Genomic DNA, 17301 nt, shown 5'->3' with positions numbered 1-17301 from the left:
CTTCCCCTTGATCCCGCGTCGGGTTAAAAGCCGCGCGACAGACAAGGACGCACTCATGGCCCGGCACCTCATCACCTCGGCGATCCCTTACATCAACGGGATCAAGCACCTCGGCAATCTTGTCGGCTCGCAGCTTCCGGCGGATCTTTTCGCGCGTTACCTGCGCGGGCGCGGGCATGAGGTGATGTTCATCTGCGCCACCGATGAACACGGCACGCCCGCCGAACTGGCCGCCGCCAAGGCGGGCCAGCCGGTCGCGGTCTTTTGCGCCCAAATGCATGAAACGCAGGCCGACATCGCCCGCCGCTTCGGGCTGAGCTTCGACCATTTCGGGCGCTCGTCATCGCAGCGCAACCACGTCCTGACCCAGCATTTCGCCGGCAAGCTGGACGAAAACGGCTATATCGCCGAGGTCGAGGAAAGCCAGGTCTATTCCATCGACGACGGCCGCTTTCTGCCCGACCGTTATATCGAGGGCACATGCCCCAACTGCGGCTATGACAAGGCGCGCGGCGATCAATGCGAGAACTGCACCAAGCAACTTGACCCCACCGACCTGATCGAGCCGCGTTCGGCCATCAGCGGCAGCACCAACCTTGAGGTGCGCGCGACCAAGCATCTCTACCTGCGCCAGCGCGCGCTGAAGGACCGGATCGCGGAATGGATCGACAGCAAGACCGACTGGCCGATCCTGACGACATCCATCGCCAGGAAATGGCTGAACGACGGCGACGGCTTGCAGGATCGCGGCATCACCCGCGATCTGGACTGGGGCATCCCGGTGAAGAAAGGCGACCAGCCCTGGCCGGGGATGGAGGGCAAGGTCTTCTACGTCTGGTTCGACGCCCCCATCGAATATATCGCCGCGACCGCCGAGGGCACCGATGCCCACGGCCTGCCCGACAGCGCATGGCGCCGCTGGTGGCGTCTGGACGAGGGCGCGGGCGACGTGACCTATACGCAGTTCATGGGCAAGGACAACGTGCCCTTCCACACGCTGTCCTTCCCCGCCACCATCATCGGCTCGGGCGAGCCGTGGAAGCTGGTCGATTACATCAAAAGCTTCAACTACCTGACCTATGACGGCGGGCAGTTCAGCACCTCGCAGGGGCGCGGGGTCTTCATGGATCAGGCGCTGTCGATCCTGCCCGCCGATTACTGGCGCTGGTGGCTTCTGTCCCACGCCCCCGAATCGGGCGACAGCGAATTCACATGGGACAATTTCCAGCAATCGGTGAACAAGGATCTGGCGGACGTTCTGGGCAATTTCGTCAGCCGCATCACCAAGTTCTGCCGCTCGAAATTCGGCGAGGTCATCCCCGAGGGCGGCAGCTACGGCCCCGAGGAAGAGGCGCTGACCCAGGCCCTGACCACCCGTATCCGCGCCTATGAGGGCTTCATGGACGGGATGGAGGTGCGCAAATCGGCGGCGGAACTGCGCGCGATCTGGGTTCTGGGCAACGAATACCTGCAAGCGGCGGCGCCCTGGTCCACCTTCAAGACCGACCCGGAAAAGGCCGCGATGCAGGTGCGCCTTGGGCTGAACCTGATCCGGCTTTACGCGGTGCTGTCGGCGCCCTTCATCCCCTTTGCCTCGGATGCGATGCTTGACGCGATGCGGACCGGCAACCGCGACTGGCCCAAGGACGCCCGCACCGCGCTGGACGCCCTGCCCGCAGGCCATGCCTTCACCGTGCCGGACGTGCTTTTCGCCAAGATCACCGACGAAAGCCGCGACGAATGGCAGGACCGTTTCAAGGGCATCCGCGACTAGATCATTCGCCCCGCTTGCGGCAAGCTTGCCCTGCAACAACGGGGATGAGTCATGACGCATTGCATTCTGATCGGCGCGCCGGTCGATGAGGGCCAGCGCCGCCCCGGCTGCGTGATGGGACCGATGGCCTATCGCGTGGCGGGGCTGGCACAGGTGCTGGCGGATCTGGGCCACAGTGTGCAGGATCTGGGCGACGTCGCCCCCGGTCCGGCGGGCGATCAGACCCATCCAAACCCCGCCGTCCACCACCTGCCCCAGATCGTCGCCTGGACCGAGGCGCTGTCCGCCGCCGCCTTTGCCGCCATGCCGCAGGGGATGCCGATATTCCTGGGGGGCGATCATGCGCTGTCGCTTGGCACGGTTCGCGGCGTGGCCGAACATGCCCGCCGCGTGGACCGCCCCCAATTCGTGATCTGGCTGGACGCGCATAGCGATTTCCACAGCTTCGCGACAACCAGTTCGGGCAACCTGCACGGCACGCCGATGGCCTATGCCGCGGGCCTTCCCGGTTTCGAGCCGCTGCCGCCCCTGCCCCGGCCCGTGCCCGGCGCGAATATCTGCATGTTCGGCATCCGCAGCGTCGATCCCGCCGAAAACGCCGCGCTGCGCCGGACCGACATCACCGTCAACGACATGCGCGTGCTGGACGAACACGGCATTGCCGCCCCGCTCTGCGCCTTTCTGGACCGGGTGCGCGCGGAAAACGGGTTGCTGCATGTCAGCCTGGACGTGGATTTCCTGGACCCCGCCATCGCGCCCGCCGTCGGCACGACCGTCCCCGGCGGCGCCACCTTCCGCGAGGCGCATCTGATGATGGAACTGCTGCACGAAAGCGGCCTTGTCACGTCGCTGGATCTGGTCGAACTGAACCCGTTCCTGGATGAACGCGGCCGCACCGCCCGGCTGATGGTCGTTCTGGTCGGCAGCCTGATGGGCCGCAAGGTCTTTGATCGGCCCACCCGCAGCTTCTGACGGGCGATCTTGCGCGGGCGGCGAAGGCGCGCTACCCATCCCGGACCGTCGCGGGCGTGGCGGAATGGTAGACGCATGGGACTTAAACTCCCTGGGGCGCAAGCCCGTGCGGGTTCAAGTCCCGCCGCCCGCACCAGACTATCGCATTGCCGAAAAGGGTCAGGCCTGAAAAAGGGCGGGGCCTGAAAAAGGGCGGGGTTCCGGCTGGCTGTCGAGATGCCGGAACCCACCTGATCGCGCGCGCCACCACAACCCCGCGCGACAATCCCTTGCACAAGATCAACCACAGGTAGAGTTCGATTGCCAGCCCTTTTTGCAGGCACCGCCCGGTTTCGCCGCTTTTCAGCATTTGGGCTTGCGGCCCTGCAGCCCTTCGATAACTTGCGCCCATCCCGATCATTGACCCTGCTGGTAGGAGAGCGGACATGACACAACGACTGCACCTGGTTTTCGGCGGCGAGCTGGTCGACCCTTCCCGAACCGAGTTCAAGGACACCGACCAGATCCATGTCGTGGGAATCTTTCCCGACTATGCCTCGGCCCATGCCGCATGGAAGGCCGAGGCGCAGCGCACCGTGGACAACGCCCATACGCGCTATTTCATCGCCCACCTGCACCGCCTGCGCGACGAGGAACGCGAATCCAGCCAGACCGTAGCCCTGACGGCCTGACAGCATGGCAGGGCTTGCGGGCGGAGTCGGCAATCTGGCGCTGTGGCTGCATCTGCGCCGCAAGGCCGCGGATGCCGCGCCCGTGCCCGTCGCCGCGCCCGAAGGCGGCGGCCCGCTGGTCATCGTCCACCTGCCCCCCGGCCAGGACGATCCGCCCGCCTTCGCGCAGGTCGCCGCCGCCATGCGCAGCCTGCGCCCCGGCCTGCGGCTGCTGGTGACGGGCGGACGGGCGGGTGCGGACGACCCGCCGGGCACGATCCGCGTGGCGCCCTTCGACGACCGGGCGCAGGCCGCGCAGGCGATGGCGGGGCTGTCGCCCTCGGCCCTGCTGATCCTGGGCGAGGACCTGCCCGCCGCAATGATCGCTGCGGCGTCAGTGGCGCAAGTGCCCGTGATCCTTGCCGAATCGCGCTTGCAGGGCCGGGCGCGGGGGCTGTGGCAGGGCACGCTCAGCCGGGGCCTGCTGGTGCGGATCGACCATATCCTGATACCCGACAAGGATGCCGCCGCCCGCGCCCGTTCCCTTGGCGGGCGCGGCACGGCGATCGAGGTGACCGGCCCCGTGACCGAGACCCGCCCCCCCCTGGGCGGGAACGAGGCCGAGCGGCAGGCGATGGCCCAGCTTTTGCGCGACCGCCACATCTGGCTGGCCGCCACGCCCACCCGGCCCGAAGCCCTGGCCGTGCTAAAGGCCCACCAGGCCGCGCTGCATTACAACCACCGCGCCCTGCTGATCGTGGCGGGCCTGCCGCCCGCCGCGGTGCCCGATCTGCTGCAAGGGGCCGAAGAGATGGGGATGGCAACCGTCCTGCGCTCGGACGACGAGGATCCCGGTCCCGACGTGCAGGTGCTGATCGCGCCCGAGGATGACGAGATGGGCCTGTGGTATCGCCTCGCGCCCGTCTGCTTCATGGGCGGCACCCTGATCGAGGGCGAGGGCCTGCCCCCCCGCCACCCGTTCGAGCCTGCGGCCCTTGGATCGGCCATCATCCACGGCCCGCTGCCCGGCCCCCATGCCGGCGAATGGACGCAACTGGACGGCGCGCAGGCCGCCCGGCGAATCGCCGATGCCGAGGAACTGCAACAGGCCGCCTGCGACCTGTCCCTGCCCGTTCCCGCCGCGACGCTGGCGCAAAACGCCTGGAACGTCAGCACCGGCGGGGCGGCTGTGGTGCGCCGCATCGCCGCCACCGTCACCGGCGCGATCGGAGCAAGACAATGATGCGACAGGCCCCCGCCTTCTGGTTCCGCCCGCCCGGCATGGCCGCGCGGCTGCTGTCGCCGCTGGCCGCCCTCTACGCGGGTGCGACGGCGCGGCGGCTGGCGCGCGGGCCGCGCACCCGCGTCGGTGTGCCCGTGATCTGCGCGGGCAACATCAACGCGGGCGGCACGGGCAAGACGCCGACGGTCATCATGCTGATGCAGGCGCTGGCGGCGCGGGGGGTTGCGGCGCATGTCGTCTCGCGCGGGTATGGCGGCAGCGAAAAGGGGCCTCTGCGGGTGGATGAACGCAAGCACGCCGCCCGGCAGGTGGGGGACGAGCCGCTGCTGCTGTCGGCCTTCGGTCCCGTCTGGGTCTGCGACGACCGGGCGCGGGGCGCACGCGCGGCGGTTCAGGACGGGGCGCAGGCGATCCTGCTGGACGACGGTTTCCAGGACCCCGCGCTGGCCCATGACCTGTCGCTGGTGGTGGTCGATGCCGCGCGCGGATTCGGCAACGGGCATTGCCTGCCCGCCGGTCCCCTGCGCGAACCCGTCGCCACCGGGCTGGCCCGCGCCGACCTGCTGCTGTCGATCGGCGACGGCCTCGCGCAGGACCGTTTCCGCGCAGGTTGGGGCGACCGGATCGGCGGCCTGCCGCATCTGCGCGGCGCGCTGCGGCCCTTGCAGATGGGGATGGACTGGCAGGGCGCGCGGGTGCTGGCCTTTGCGGGGATCGGCCATCCCCGCAAGTTCTTCGACACCCTTGCCGGGCTTGGCGCGCATATCCTGCGCGCCGAACCGTTGGAGGATCACCAGCCCTTCACCCCCGCCCTGCTGACCCGGCTGGAGACCGAGGCGCGGCTGCTTGGCGCGCAGCTTGTCACCACCGAAAAGGACGCGGTGCGCCTGCCCCGCAGCTTTCGCCCCAAGGTGATGACCCTGCCCGTCCGGCTGGAACTGGACGGTGACGCGCCGCTGGTGGCGCGGCTGGATGCGCTTGGGCTTTAGGCCGGCCTATCCCGCCCTGCATCGTCCTGCCCCAATTTGGGCGAGGCGCGGTCCAGCGACAGTTCCGCATCCGAAAAGCGGATCGGGGTGCGGGTGCCGGGAATGCCCTCGGGCGTGATCTTCATGCCGCGCGCGACGATCTGGGGATCGGCGAAGACATCGGCCATGTCGTTGATCGGACCGGCGGGCACGCCCTGTTCCTCCAGCCGGGCCAGCAACTCGTCGCGCTTCCACGTGCGGGTGACGGCGGACAGCGCGGTGGTCAGGGCCTGCCGGTTGGCGATGCGGTCGGCATTGGTCGCGTAATCGGGCGCATCGGCCAGCGCAGGCAGGCCAAGCGTCACGCACAGCCTGCGATATTGCGCGTCGTTGCCCGTCGCGATGATGACCCAACCGTCGGCGCAATCGAAGACCGCATAGGGCACCAGGTTGGGATGGGCATTGCCAAGCCGCGAGGGCGCATTGCCCGTCGCCAGGTAGTTCATCGCCTGATTGGCCATGATCGCCGTGGCCACGTCGAACAGCGCCATGTCGACATGCTGCCCGCGCCCGGTCGTGGCGCGCTGGTGCAGCGCGGCAAGGATGCCCACGACCGCATAGATGCCGGTAAGGACATCGACCACCGCCACGCCGACCTTTTGCGGCTGGCCGTCGGGCTCGCCGGTCACGCTCATCAGCCCGGACATGCCCTGGATGATATAGTCGTAGCCCGCGCGATGCGCATAAGGCCCGTCCTGCCCGAAGCCGGTGATCGAGCAATAGACCAGCCGCGGGTTCACCTTGGCCAGCGAGGCATGGTCCAGCCCGTATTTCGCCAGCCCGCCGACCTTGAAGTTTTCCAGCACGATATCGGCGTCCCGGACCAGTTCGCGGACCTTTTCCTGCCCCTCGGGCGTGCGGAAATCGGCAGTCACCGATTTCTTGCCGCGATTGGTCGCGTGGAAATAGGCCGCGCTCTCATCGCCCTCGCGCCGGATGAAGGGCGGACCCCAGCGGCGGGTGTCGTCGCCCTCGGGCGATTCGACCTTGACCACCTCGGCCCCCAGGTCGGCCAGGATCTGGCCGGCCCAGGGACCGGCCAGGATCCGCGCCAGTTCCACCACCTTCAACCCGGCCAGAGGCTGCATCATTCGGCCTCGGCCTCGGTCAGCTTGGCGTCGATGATTTCCTTGAGGCTGTTCCAGGGCTGGTTGCTGACCTTTTCGCCGTTGATGATGAAGGTCGGCGTGCCCTCGATCTGATCCGCACCGGCGTGGTGCTGGAAGGTGGTGACCAGGTCGGACACCAGTTGCTGGTCGTTCCAGCAGGCGTCCATCTGTTCGCCGGTCAGCCCGGTGCGCGCGCCCATGCGGCGCAGGTTGCCCGCGATCTCATCGCCCGAATTGCCCGAAAGCCAGGCCGATTGTTCGGTGAACAGCAGGTCCGACACGGCGTAATAGCGGTCATCGTCGCCGCCGCAGCGCGCCAGCACGCCCGCCCACAGCCCGACGGCATCGAAATAGACATCGCGCTGGATGAAGCGGACCTTGCCGGTGTCGATATATTCCGACTTGAGCTCGCCGAAGGTGCTGGTGTGGAAATTGGCACAGTGGTTGCAGGTAAAGCTGGCATATTCGATGAAGGTCACCGGCGCGCTTTCCTCGCCCAATGCGATGTCGTCCAGCACGCGGCCCTCGGGGGCCTCGGCCTGATCCTGCGCCGCTTCGGCTTCCGGGGCGGCGTCCTGCGCGATGGCCGGGGAAAGCGTCAGCGCCGCAAGGGCCGCCGCCGCAGCGGTCGCGAGGAAGGAACGGTGAAGCGTCATGAAATTGCCTTTCGGTCGTTGTCGTCCCGGCGGGACAGGGTATTGAGTGCGAATTGCCGCATCGCCTGCGCCAGCGCGGGATCGTCGAAGCCCTGCGCGATGCGTTCGGCATCGGCAAGCTGGCCGGGCGAGGGTGCGGGGGCGCGCGGTTTGGGCGGCGCGCCATCAAAACGGGCCTGCCCCTCGGCAAAGCCGGTGGGCGCGGTCTGGGTCAGCGTGATGCGCGCGATGGCGTTGAAGCCGTAGCAGGCATTCACCTTGTCGCGGATGCGGGGCAGCTCCATCTCGATCAGGGGGGCGTGGGCGCCCTCGACCAGCAGGGTCAGTGTCGCGCCGAAGCCGCGCCCATGCGCGATGCGGACCGGACGGGTGCGGCGCGCCAGATCGGGACCGACCACCTCGGCCCAATGGGTCAGCAACCGCGCCACGGCAAAGCCGCGCGATTCGCTGGCCGCGCGGATCGGCTTGGCGGCAAGCACCGCCGCAGGCTCGAACCCGCGCATGCGGCGGCGGGTGGGACCGAGGTTTCGGGCCGTTTTGCTATGGGCCATCTTGCGTCACGTCGTTATGTTCCCGCGCAGTCTGGACCGGCCCGCGTCCGTTTGCCAGAGAGACAGGCTGAAAATTTGCGTGAAAGAACAGTGATAGCCCCCCGCCTGCTGGACTGGTACGACCGCCACGCCCGCGTGCTGCCCTGGCGGGTGCCGCCGGGACAGGGGCGCGCCGATCCCTATCGCGTCTGGCTGTCCGAGGTGATGCTGCAACAAACCACCGTGGCCGCCGTCAAGGATTACTTCCGGCGTTTCACCACGCTTTGGCCCCGCGTCCAGGATCTGGCGGCGGCGGATGACGCGCAGGTCATGGCCGAATGGGCGGGGCTTGGCTATTACGCACGGGCGCGCAACCTGCTGGCCTGCGCGCGCGAGGTTGCCGCGCGCGGCGGCTTTCCCACGACGCGCGAGGGGCTGGCGGCGCTGCCGGGGATCGGTCCCTATACCTCGGCCGCGATCGCGGCGATCGCCCATGACGCGCCCGAAACCGTGGTGGACGGCAATGTGGAACGGGTCGTGTCCCGCCTTTTCGCGGTCGAAACGCCCATGCCCGCCGCCCGGCCCCGCCTGCGCGAACTGGCCGCAACCCTGACGCCGGCCCTCAGGCCCGGCGATTTCGCGCAGGCGATGATGGACCTTGGCGCGACGATCTGCACGCCCCGCAATCCGGCCTGCGCGATCTGCCCGCTGACCGGCGATTGCGACGCCCGCGCGCAGGGAATCGCCGCCGAACTGCCGCGCAAGCTGGCGAAGAAGCCCAAGCCGCAGCGCCACGGCATCGCATGGATCGGCATCACCAACAGCGCCGTTCTGGTCGAGACGCGCCCGCCCAAGGGCCTGCTTGGCGGGACGCTGGCCTTTCCGTCGTCGGGCTGGGACGGCAGCGACCTGCCGCCGCCCGCCCCGGCGGATTGGCGCGACATCGGGACCGTACGTCACGTCTTTACCCACTTCCAGCTTGATCTTAGGATAGCCACGGCATCGCTGGACCGCGCGCCTGCCCGCGGTCGGCTGTTACCCCTTGCCGAATTCGATCCGAAGGCGCTGCCCGGCCTGATGCGCAAGGCCTGGGCGCTGGCCTTTCCGGCAGGCCCCTTGCCACCGGGCCACGACGGCTGAGCGCACGGCCAAACCCTAAAAGGTGTTGCCATGACGACCCCGCTTCGCCACCGCCTGATCGACGCCCTGCCCTTCTGGCTATCACTTGGCATGGTGCCCCTGGCCCTGCTGGCGATCACGCAAGGGGGCTGGTGGTTCCTGCTGCTGCCCGGATACGCTTGGTATCTGGTCAGCTTCATGGACCTTGCCCTTGGCCTGAACCATGAGAACCCCGACCCCGACACGCCCGAGGAAAACCTGCATTGGTATCGCGCCATCACGCTGGTCTGGTTTCCCGTCCAAGCCGCGCTGATCTTTGGCGCGATCTGGCACGTCACCCGCGCGCCCGACCTGGGGGGTTGGGAAAAGCTGGGGATCTTCTTCGGGATCGGCGTCGCCTCAGGCACCATCGGCATGGTCTATGCGCACGAGCTGATCCACCAGCGCAACCGGGTCGAACGCTGGCTGGGCGACCTGCTGCTGGCCTCGACGCTTTATTCCCATTTCAGGACCGAGCATATGCTGGTCCACCACGCATGGGTCGCGACGCCCCGCGACGCGGTTTCGGCCCGCTATAACGAGGGGTTCTTTCGCTATTTCGCGCGTGTGCTGGCCGATTGCCCCCGCAGCGCATGGGCGGCCGAGGCGCGGCGGCTGCGCCGTTCGGGCCGCCGGGCGACGGACCGGCGCAATCCCTTCTGGCGCTACGCGGCGCTGCAACTGGGGATGCTGGCGCTGGCGGCTCTGCTTGGCGGCTGGCAGGGGCTGGCGCTGTTTCTGTGGCAAGCCTTCGTCGCGATCTGGCAGCTTGAACTGACGAATTACGTCGAGCATTACGGCCTGACCCGCAAGCACCTGGGCGAGGGGCGCTATGAGCACGTCCTGCCGCGCCATAGCTGGAACGCCTCGCATACCGCGTCGAACTGGCTGCTGATCAACCTGCAACGCCACTCGGACCACCATTACAAGCCCGACCGCCGCTTTCCCCTGCTGCAAACCTATACCGAGGACGAGGCCCCGCAACTGCCCCACGGCTATCCCGCGATGACCTTCGTCGCGATGATCCCGCCCCTGTGGCGGCGGCGGATGAACCCGCGCGTGCGGGCATGGCGGCGGCAGTTCTACCCCGAGATCGCCGACTGGAAACCCTATAACCGGGGCGATCTGCCGATGCCGCGCGGGGCGCTGTAAAAGGCAAAAGACCCCGCCATGCGAAGATGGCGGGGCAAGGCGGTCCCGGCCGTGCGGAACTCACGGCGCGATGGGACTGCGGCGAAAGGGTTGGGGTCAGTTGGGGCGCGCGTCGTCCTGCATCTCGGCCCGGATCTGCTGGCGCAGGGTGTCGATGGGAACCATCTGCCCCTCGCGCCGGAAATGCCAATAGGTCCAGCCGTTGCACGACGGCGCCTGTTGCAGCGCCGCGCCGACCTGGTGGATCGAGCCCTTGACGTCCTTGCACACAAGGCTGCCGTCGGCGCGCACCGTCACCTTGTGGCGGTTGTCCAGCGAATAAAGCTCTTCGCCCGGACGCAGCATTCCGCGCTCGACCACCTGGCCGAAGGGGACGCGCGGCTCGGCGCGCTTGCCGGTGGTGGTGGCCAGCGCGCTGCTGTCCAGACGGCGCACGCGCGACAGGCGCTTTTCGGCGATGGCGCGATAGCTTTCCTCGCGCTCGATCCCGATCCAGTCGCGGCCCAGCATCTTGGCGACCGCGCCGGTCGTGCCGGTGCCGAAGAACGGGTCCAGCACCACGTCGCCGGGATTGGTCGAGCCGATCAGCACCCGGTGCAGCAGCGATTCGGGCTTTTGCGTCGGATGGGCCTTGGCGCCCTCGGCATCCTTCAGGCGCTCGTTGCCGGTGCAGATCGGCAGCACCCAGTCGGAACGCATCTGGACGCCTTCGTTCAGCGACTTCAGCGCTTCGTAATTGAAGGTGTATTTCGACGATTCGGACTTGCTGGCCCAGATCATCGTCTCATGCGCATTGGTCAGGCGCTTGCCGCGAAAGTTCGGCATCGGGTTCGACTTGCGCCAGACGACATCGTTCAGGATCCAGAAACCGGCGTCCTGCAACGCCGCGCCCACGCGGAAGATGTTGTGATAGCTGCCGATCACCCAGATCGCGCCGTTGGGTTTCAGGATGCGCCGCGCCGCCGCCAGCCACTCGCGGGTAAAGCGGTCATAGGCGGCAAAGCCCGAGAACTGGTCCCAATGATCGTCCACGGCATCGACCTTGGAATTGTCGGGCCGGTGCAGGTCGCCGCGCAGTTGCAGGTTGTAGGGCGGGTCCGCAAAGATCAGGTCCACGCTGTTTTCGGGCAGGCCGTTCATCGCCTGAATGCAGTCGCCCGCAAGGATGGAGTTCACAGGAAGGTCCTGCGGCCCGGAATGCCGGGTCGATCGGTTTTTCGTCATCACTGCCTCATATCGCCGGCTGTTGGTCGCCGGTCTGGTATGGCTGCAATGATGAGTCAGCGGCGATTCGCCGTCAATTTCTTTTTTGAATCAAGAACTTGCAGAAATGTCTTTACACAAGATATTGTGGACGGGGCGGAAGCTGCGCCGATGATGTGGGGTTATCCCCAATTCCAGCAGCGCCTGGCGGTGCGATTTCGTCGGATATCCGGCGTTCCTGTCCCAGCCATATCCCGGATGCTGTTGCCCCAAATCCACCATGATGCGATCGCGCATCACTTTCGCCAGAATCGAGGCCGCCGCGATCGACAGCGACCGCGCATCGCCCTTGACCACCGCCAGGGCAGGCAGGCCCAGGTCGCGCGGCACCGCATTGCCGTCGATCAGCGCCATGTCGGGGCGCTGGCCAAGCCCGGCCACCGCGCGGCACATCGCCAGGTGCGAGGCGTGGTAGATGTTCAGCCGGTCGATCTCATCGACCTCGGCCCGCCCGACGGCCCAGATGCAGCCCGCCATGATCTGCCCGGCCAGCGATTCGCGGCGGGCTGCGGTCAACTGCTTGGAATCGTTCAGCCCCTGCGGCAGGCAATCGCCCAGGATCACGGCGGCGGCGATCACGGGACCGGCAAGGGGGCCGCGCCCGACCTCATCGACGCCGGCGATCAGCCGCGCGCCGGTGGCGCGGGCCTCATCCTCGAAACTCAGGTCGGGCAGGGTCTTCATGCGGTGATGGCGACCGGGTCGATGGCGACCTCTTCAAGGTTCACGCCATCGCCCTCGCGGTCCACGACAAGGAAATCGGCGGCGTGGTCCAAGGGGGTCAGCACGCCGTGCCAGACGCCCGCATGCAGGTTCACGCCCACGCCGGCGGGGACGATAAAGGCCAGCGGCGCGCCGGGACGGCCGCCCTCGTCCGGGGCCACGACCGACAGCCAGGGCCGGTCCGACAGCGGGATGAAGGCTTGCGAGCCAAGCGGGTGGCGTTCCAGCAGCGCGCAGTCATAGGGCAGGGTGACCGGCTGGGACCGGAAGATCGAGATGATCGCCTCGCCCCCGCCCCGTTGGACCGTGGCCAGCGCGTGATGGCGTTCGCAGCGGCCCGCGTTGATCATCTTGGTGGCCGTGTCGCGGGGCGCCAGCACCTCGCCATAGGGGGCGAAGGCGGCGGCGGTGATGGGCTGTGCCTTGATGGTGGTCATGTGGTCTCCTCTCCTGACGCCGCCGATCCTAGCCCCTGCGCGCCAGTTGGTCGAGGATCAGCCCAAGCGTGCGGCGGCGCAGCGCGGGGTCGGACAGCAGCGCGACCTCGGACCGGGCGGCGGCGGACATCTGATTGCATTTGCTGGGATTTTTACGCGCCCAGGCCAGCTTTTCCAGGATGTCGGCGCAATACCGTTCCAACGGTATATAGTGTTTCCACGGTTTGAAGCGGTCGGAATAGAACACCTCCCACCCGTCTTCTTCCTTGAGCAGGACCGAACCCGAATTGATCGCCGGGATGAAGTTCGAGCCGTGGTCGTAGCCCGCCATGTAAAGTTGGTAACGATAGCGCAGCATCTGCCCCCGCCCGGCCCGAGGCTTGCAGTAAGGCGCCAGCAGCGGGTCGCGCGCATGGTGGCGAAAGGCCCATGCCATGACCACGCCAAGGTCGAAATCGGGGTGGTCGAAATATTCCCGCACGAAGGCCAGCCGCGAGGTGCGCGACAGCCCCTCCCATGCCTTTTCGCGCAGGGCGGGGTCCGTTCCGGCCCGGTCCAGATCGGCAAGGAAGCGGAACGAGGGTGGGCCGGGCCGTTCCGCCCCCGTCACCAGGTGACCCGAGATCATCCCGCGCCACCACACCCGGTCCAGCTTGTCCTGAAACGGGATCGGGTCGGTCAGCGTCGCGTCAAACCCCGACTCGCCCGGATCATGCAGCCCCGGCAGCGGCCACAGCACGACATTCGCCGCGCCCTTGCGCCGGTTGTGGCAGATCACGGGCCGCGGGGGCGTGGGCGCATGGGGGGAACCGATCCAGCGCGAATCCTCCATATCCACGCGCAGGGGGGTGGCGTGGCCATGCGCCAAGGCGGCGTTCAGCACGCCCTCGCACCGGGTGCGCTTGAAGGGCGCGCGGGGCGTGGTGGCGACAACGGGCCGCGCATTGCCCGGCAGGACTGCCCGCGCATGGGGGGCGGGGCCGCCGTGGCGGTCGGCGAACCCATCCCGCCCGTCCCATTCGACGTAATATTGCGACACGCCCGCCACCGACCCGCTGCCGGGGCGGATGCCGCGCAGGCAGAAATCGGCGATCTCGCGCGCGGCCCGGTCGGTGTCGGGCGGCGGGTCGGGCGCATCGCCGTCCAGGATCGCGTCCAGCCGCGCGGCGGCGTTCGGACCCGGATCGCCGTGCCAGCCACCGCCGTCGGGCGCGCGGCTCAGGGGAATGTGCTGGCGCAGGCGGTGAAAGACGTCCAGCGGCGTCTCGGCCCCCAGATCCAGGCGCAGCAACCGGTCGCTGCCGCCGAAGTGGTTCAGGACATCGGCCTGATGGCGGTCCCAGTCCGCCAGCCAGCGTTCGGGCACATCGGCGACCGGGATGGCATGGTGATGCGCATAGCTCCGCGCCGCGCGGCCATCGTCATGCAGCAGGCGGTCCAGCAGCCAGGCGTCCGGGTCGCGTTGCGCCAGCACGAAGCGCGCGTCGGGCAGGTGACGGTCCAGAAAGGCGAAGCAGCGCCATGCCTCCAGCGGCACACGCCAGGGCGGCGCATCGCGGTAAAGCCCGGCAATCAGCCGGGCGTCCCGCCAGCCCGTCAGCGGCGCCGTGCCGGTGGCCTGGGCAAAGACGATATCCTCGGCCAGCGCACCGCCTTCATGGCAGGCGACGGGCAGGCCGTTGTCCCTCAGCATCCCGGCCAGCCGCGCCTCGCCGCAATGCGGCGGGCTGATCAGGACAAGCGGCATCACGCCGGAACGCGGCGGATCGAGCGAGGCCGCAAGACGGTCCGGGTCCCGGACTGCCTGCGCGATGCTGAGACGCCGGACATTTGCGATCGGCTCCTGCCCAAGGGTTGGAAACGCGCCAAGGGATGGGTCGCCCGGCGGCGAAAGTCAATCCCTGCCGGACCCCTGCCAATAAGGACATGTTTCACCGTAATTAAAAAAAATCAGTTGAACGTGATGGTTTATTATAGCATGCCCTTGTATATGTTCGTGTTACAGGTGCATGATCTGGCAGACAACTCCACCCCCGGATGAAAAACGAATACAAACAATATGCTACCAAGTGACATCGCCCCAACCCTGGCAGCGGGTAATATCGTGAACAGTTCAAGGCGCATGATGACCTGGCAGTCGGTGCAGGCCGAGGTGCTTGCCAGAATCCGCAATGGCCAATGGAAGCCGGGCGAGTTGATCCCCACCGAGGTCGAACTGGCCGCCGAATTCGGCTGCGCCCGCGCCACGATAAACCGCGCGCTGACCTCGCTTGCCTCGACCGGGCTTCTGGAACGGCGCCGCAAGGTCGGCACGCGGGTCGCCGCGCATCCGCCGCGGCAATCGACCCTGCCCAAGACCTGGCTGCGCGACGAGATCGAGGCCCGCGGCCACCAGTATCGCTATCGGCTGATCTCGCTGCGCAACGGCATCGCGCCGGTGGACGTGGCCCGCCAGATGATGCTGCCAGCCGGCTCGACGCTGATCGAGGTCCGCTCGGACTTCACCGCAAGCGGCACGCCCTATTGCGTCGAAGAGTTCTGGCTGAACCCCGAGGCCGTCCCCGCGCCCGGCCAAAGCGACCTTGCCGAGACCTGCGCCTTTGAATGGCTTGCCGACAATGTCGCGATGAATCGCGGCGCCATCGACGTGTCGGCGACCAATACGGGCACCGTCGATCCCTTCGTCGGCCAGACCCTGTCGCTGGCGCCGGGCGCCGCGATCCTGCTGGTCCAGCGCACCATCTGGTCGGGCGCGCTGACCGTCGGCCTGTCGCGGCAGTATTTCCGCGAGGGACACAAGCTTAGCGCGCTGTTCTGACGGCACGCGCCGCCGGGCTGTCATAAACTTGACCGGATGGTGTCCAGCCAAGGCTTGAAACCACGGTCCGCAGCCTGCATTGAAAGCCGGGACACCGCCCTTTGACGGAGCCTTTCATGCGCAATTCCATGTCGCGTTCCACGCGCAAAATGTCGCGTTCCACGCGCAGATGCCCATCGCATTTCCTGCGCAAGCCTGCCGCCTGCGTGATCCGTCTGACCTCGGTCCTGCTGATCGGCGGCGCGCTGGCGATGACCGGCGGGGCAGGTCCGCGCCCGGCCCTTGCCCAAAGCGAGGCGCAACGGCAGGCCCAGCCCCAATTCACCGCCGACGATATCGAGGCGGCGGAATACGCCGGTGGCGACCTGCCTTCGGGGCAATCGGCGCTGACGGCCAAGGTGCAGGTGCTGCTGGATCGCGCGGGTATCTCGCCCGGTGTCGTGGACGGCTGGCGCGGCGGGATGAGCGAAAGCGCCATCAAGGCGTTCCAGCGCCGGGCGGGCCTGCCGATGGACGGGCGGCTGAACCCGGTCGTCTGGCAGCTTTTGCAGGCCTTTGCCGACGGCCCGCTGACGATGGAATACACCATCACCGACGACGACGCCCACGGCCTGGTCGATCGCATCCCCGAGGATTACGCCGAAAAGGCGCGCATGACCTCGCAGGGCTATACCTCGGTGCAGGAAAAGCTGGCCGAGCGGTTCCACATGGACGAACGCTTCCTTGCCCGGCTGAACCCCGGCGCGCAATTCATCCCCGGCGAGACCATCCGCGCCATCGTGCCCGCCAGGCCGATCCGGGCCAAGGTCACGCGGATCGTCGTCGACAAAGAGGCCCGCCGCGTCGCCGCCTATGACGCCAAGGGGCGGATGGTGGCCGATTATCCGGCAACCGTCGGCTCGGACCAGACACCGTCGCCGCGCGGGACGCATGTGGTGCGGACGGTGGCGCTGAACCCGACCTATACCTACAACCCGCAACGCAATTTCCAGCAGGGCGACAACGACCGCGTCCTGATCATCCCGCCCGGTCCCAACGGCCCGGTGGGCGATGTCTGGATCGACCTGTCCGAGCCGACCTATGGCATCCACGGCACCGCCACGCCCTCGCGCCTGTTCGTCAACCAGTCGAACGGCTGCGTGCGCCTGACGAACTGGGACGCGCGCGAACTGGCCGGGATGGTCCAGGCCGGGGTGACCCAGGTCGAATTCCTGGACCCCGGCGTCAGCATCCCCGACGTGACGGGTCCCGCCGCCTCTGCCGCGCCCGCGGCGACGCTGGCCGTCGCCATCAGCGCGACGCGCCCGACCGCCCGGCCCCGGCTGATCGCGCAGGCGGATCAACCCGAGACGATCACAGCGGACGCCCTTCTGGTCACGCCCGCCGCGCTGGAAGGCGCGCAGCAGGGTCAGCCCGGCGCGCCCACGGTCGCCGGAAGCGACCCGCTGGCCAGCGCCATCGCGGATGCCATCGGGACCGAACCGCAAGGCCAGCCCCTGCCCGCAAACGGCCTGCCCGCCGCTGGCCAGGCCCCGTCCGGCCAGCCTGCCGCCGTCAACCCGCCCGCGATCTCGGCCACGGCGCCGCCGCGCCGGCGTCCCGCCGACCCCGCGCCCGCCGGTGCCCCGGCGGCGGCCCCCGCAGTTCAGCCACCTGCCCCTGCGCAAACCGCCGATGCCGTCACCGCCACGACCCTGCCCCCCGCGCCCGAGGCAGCCCCGCAGAACCCGGCGACCACACCGGCAACGGCGCCGCTTCTGACCACCGCCCCCCTTGCCGGTCACTGAG

At 68.1% G+C, this 17301-nt stretch carries 16 protein-coding genes and 1 tRNA gene; 10 read left to right on the top strand and 7 right to left on the bottom strand.

Going from position 1 to position 17301, the window contains the following annotated elements; all coding sequences use genetic code 11:
• Nucleotides 1-55: 55 nt before the first annotated feature.
• From metG to lpxK, 6 genes are all read left to right on the top strand, one after another.
• The gene (metG, locus tag Q0O97_RS08340) at nt 56-1774 is read left to right on the top strand and encodes a methionine--tRNA ligase (RefSeq protein ID WP_294927264.1); all 1719 of its coding nucleotides are present in this window, start codon (nt 56-58) and stop codon (nt 1772-1774) included.
• Nucleotides 1775-1825: 51 nt separating this feature from the next.
• Entirely contained in the window at nt 1826-2746 is a 921-nt protein-coding gene (gene rocF / locus Q0O97_RS08335; RefSeq protein WP_294927261.1) for an arginase, read from the top strand.
• A gap of 50 nt (nt 2747-2796) precedes the next feature.
• Nucleotides 2797-2882: transfer RNA gene (locus Q0O97_RS08330), tRNA-Leu, on the top strand.
• A gap of 289 nt (nt 2883-3171) precedes the next feature.
• The gene (locus Q0O97_RS08325; protein ID WP_294927258.1) at nt 3172-3417 is read left to right on the top strand and encodes a DUF4170 domain-containing protein; all 246 of its coding nucleotides are present in this window, start codon (nt 3172-3174) and stop codon (nt 3415-3417) included.
• A gap of 4 nt (nt 3418-3421) precedes the next feature.
• A complete protein-coding gene (locus tag Q0O97_RS08320; RefSeq protein ID WP_294927255.1) occupies nt 3422-4639 on the top strand; it encodes a glycosyltransferase N-terminal domain-containing protein in 1218 nt (405 codons plus the stop codon).
• Nucleotides 4636-5628, top strand: a complete 993-nt coding sequence (gene lpxK, locus Q0O97_RS08315; protein WP_294927252.1) for a tetraacyldisaccharide 4'-kinase — start codon at nt 4636-4638, stop codon at nt 5626-5628. Before Q0O97_RS08320 ends, lpxK begins: the two co-directional genes overlap by 4 nt.
• On the opposite strand, the gene Q0O97_RS08310 is transcribed toward lpxK, so the two are convergent.
• Genes Q0O97_RS08310 through Q0O97_RS08300 form a run of 3 tightly spaced genes read right to left on the bottom strand, consistent with a single transcriptional unit; the run spans nt 5625 to nt 7935 of the window.
• Nucleotides 5625-6758, bottom strand: a complete 1134-nt coding sequence (locus tag Q0O97_RS08310) for a CaiB/BaiF CoA-transferase family protein (RefSeq protein ID WP_294927249.1) — start codon at nt 6756-6758, stop codon at nt 5625-5627. The genes lpxK and Q0O97_RS08310 overlap by 4 nt on opposite strands.
• Nucleotides 6755-7432, bottom strand: a complete 678-nt coding sequence (locus Q0O97_RS08305; RefSeq protein WP_294927246.1) for a DsbA family protein — start codon at nt 7430-7432, stop codon at nt 6755-6757. Before Q0O97_RS08305 ends, Q0O97_RS08310 begins: the two co-directional genes overlap by 4 nt.
• Complete coding sequence (locus Q0O97_RS08300) at nt 7429-7935, bottom strand: DUF721 domain-containing protein (protein ID WP_294927341.1); 507 nt, start codon at nt 7933-7935, stop codon at nt 7429-7431. Before Q0O97_RS08300 ends, Q0O97_RS08305 begins: the two co-directional genes overlap by 4 nt.
• A gap of 123 nt (nt 7936-8058) precedes the next feature.
• On the opposite strand from Q0O97_RS08300, the gene Q0O97_RS08295 reads away from it, so the two are divergent.
• Both Q0O97_RS08295 and Q0O97_RS08290 read left to right on the top strand, forming a co-directional pair.
• Nucleotides 8059-9102, top strand: coding sequence for an A/G-specific adenine glycosylase (locus tag Q0O97_RS08295; protein ID WP_366125247.1), 1044 nt, complete (start codon nt 8059-8061; stop codon nt 9100-9102).
• Between the two features lie 30 nt (nt 9103-9132).
• Nucleotides 9133-10272, top strand: coding sequence for an alkane 1-monooxygenase (locus Q0O97_RS08290; RefSeq protein ID WP_294927240.1), 1140 nt, complete (start codon nt 9133-9135; stop codon nt 10270-10272).
• 96 nt (nt 10273-10368) lie between these two features.
• Here the strand turns inward: Q0O97_RS08290 and Q0O97_RS08285 are convergent, their stop codons facing one another.
• The 4 genes from Q0O97_RS08285 to Q0O97_RS08270 form a co-directional block, all read right to left on the bottom strand.
• Complete coding sequence (locus tag Q0O97_RS08285) at nt 10369-11496, bottom strand: site-specific DNA-methyltransferase (protein WP_294927237.1); 1128 nt, start codon at nt 11494-11496, stop codon at nt 10369-10371.
• A 90-nt stretch (nt 11497-11586) separates the two neighbouring features.
• Nucleotides 11587-12219, bottom strand: a complete 633-nt coding sequence (locus tag Q0O97_RS08280; RefSeq protein WP_294927234.1) for a ribonuclease HII — start codon at nt 12217-12219, stop codon at nt 11587-11589.
• Nucleotides 12216-12695: an ureidoglycolate lyase gene (locus Q0O97_RS08275; protein WP_294927231.1), complete on the bottom strand. Its 480-nt coding sequence runs from the start codon at nt 12693-12695 to the stop codon at nt 12216-12218. Before Q0O97_RS08275 ends, Q0O97_RS08280 begins: the two co-directional genes overlap by 4 nt.
• A 28-nt stretch (nt 12696-12723) precedes the next feature.
• The gene (locus tag Q0O97_RS08270) at nt 12724-14442 is read right to left on the bottom strand and encodes a glycosyl transferase family 90 (protein ID WP_294927338.1); all 1719 of its coding nucleotides are present in this window, start codon (nt 14440-14442) and stop codon (nt 12724-12726) included.
• A gap of 378 nt (nt 14443-14820) precedes the next feature.
• On the opposite strand from Q0O97_RS08270, the gene Q0O97_RS08265 reads away from it, so the two are divergent.
• The gene (locus Q0O97_RS08265) at nt 14821-15513 is read left to right on the top strand and encodes a GntR family transcriptional regulator (RefSeq protein WP_294927228.1); all 693 of its coding nucleotides are present in this window, start codon (nt 14821-14823) and stop codon (nt 15511-15513) included.
• 116 nt (nt 15514-15629) lie between these two features.
• Nucleotides 15630-17300, top strand: coding sequence for a L,D-transpeptidase family protein (locus Q0O97_RS08260; RefSeq protein ID WP_294927225.1), 1671 nt, complete (start codon nt 15630-15632; stop codon nt 17298-17300).
• The last annotated feature ends 1 nt before the right edge of the window (nt 17301 follow it).

The sequence above is a fragment of the uncultured Paracoccus sp. genome, assembly GCF_945915435.1.
In the GTDB taxonomy this organism is placed as follows: Bacteria; Pseudomonadota; Alphaproteobacteria; order Rhodobacterales; family Rhodobacteraceae; genus Paracoccus.
The sequence above is the reverse complement of the archived record's forward strand: the minus strand, read 5'-3'. Positions and strand labels throughout refer to the sequence as shown.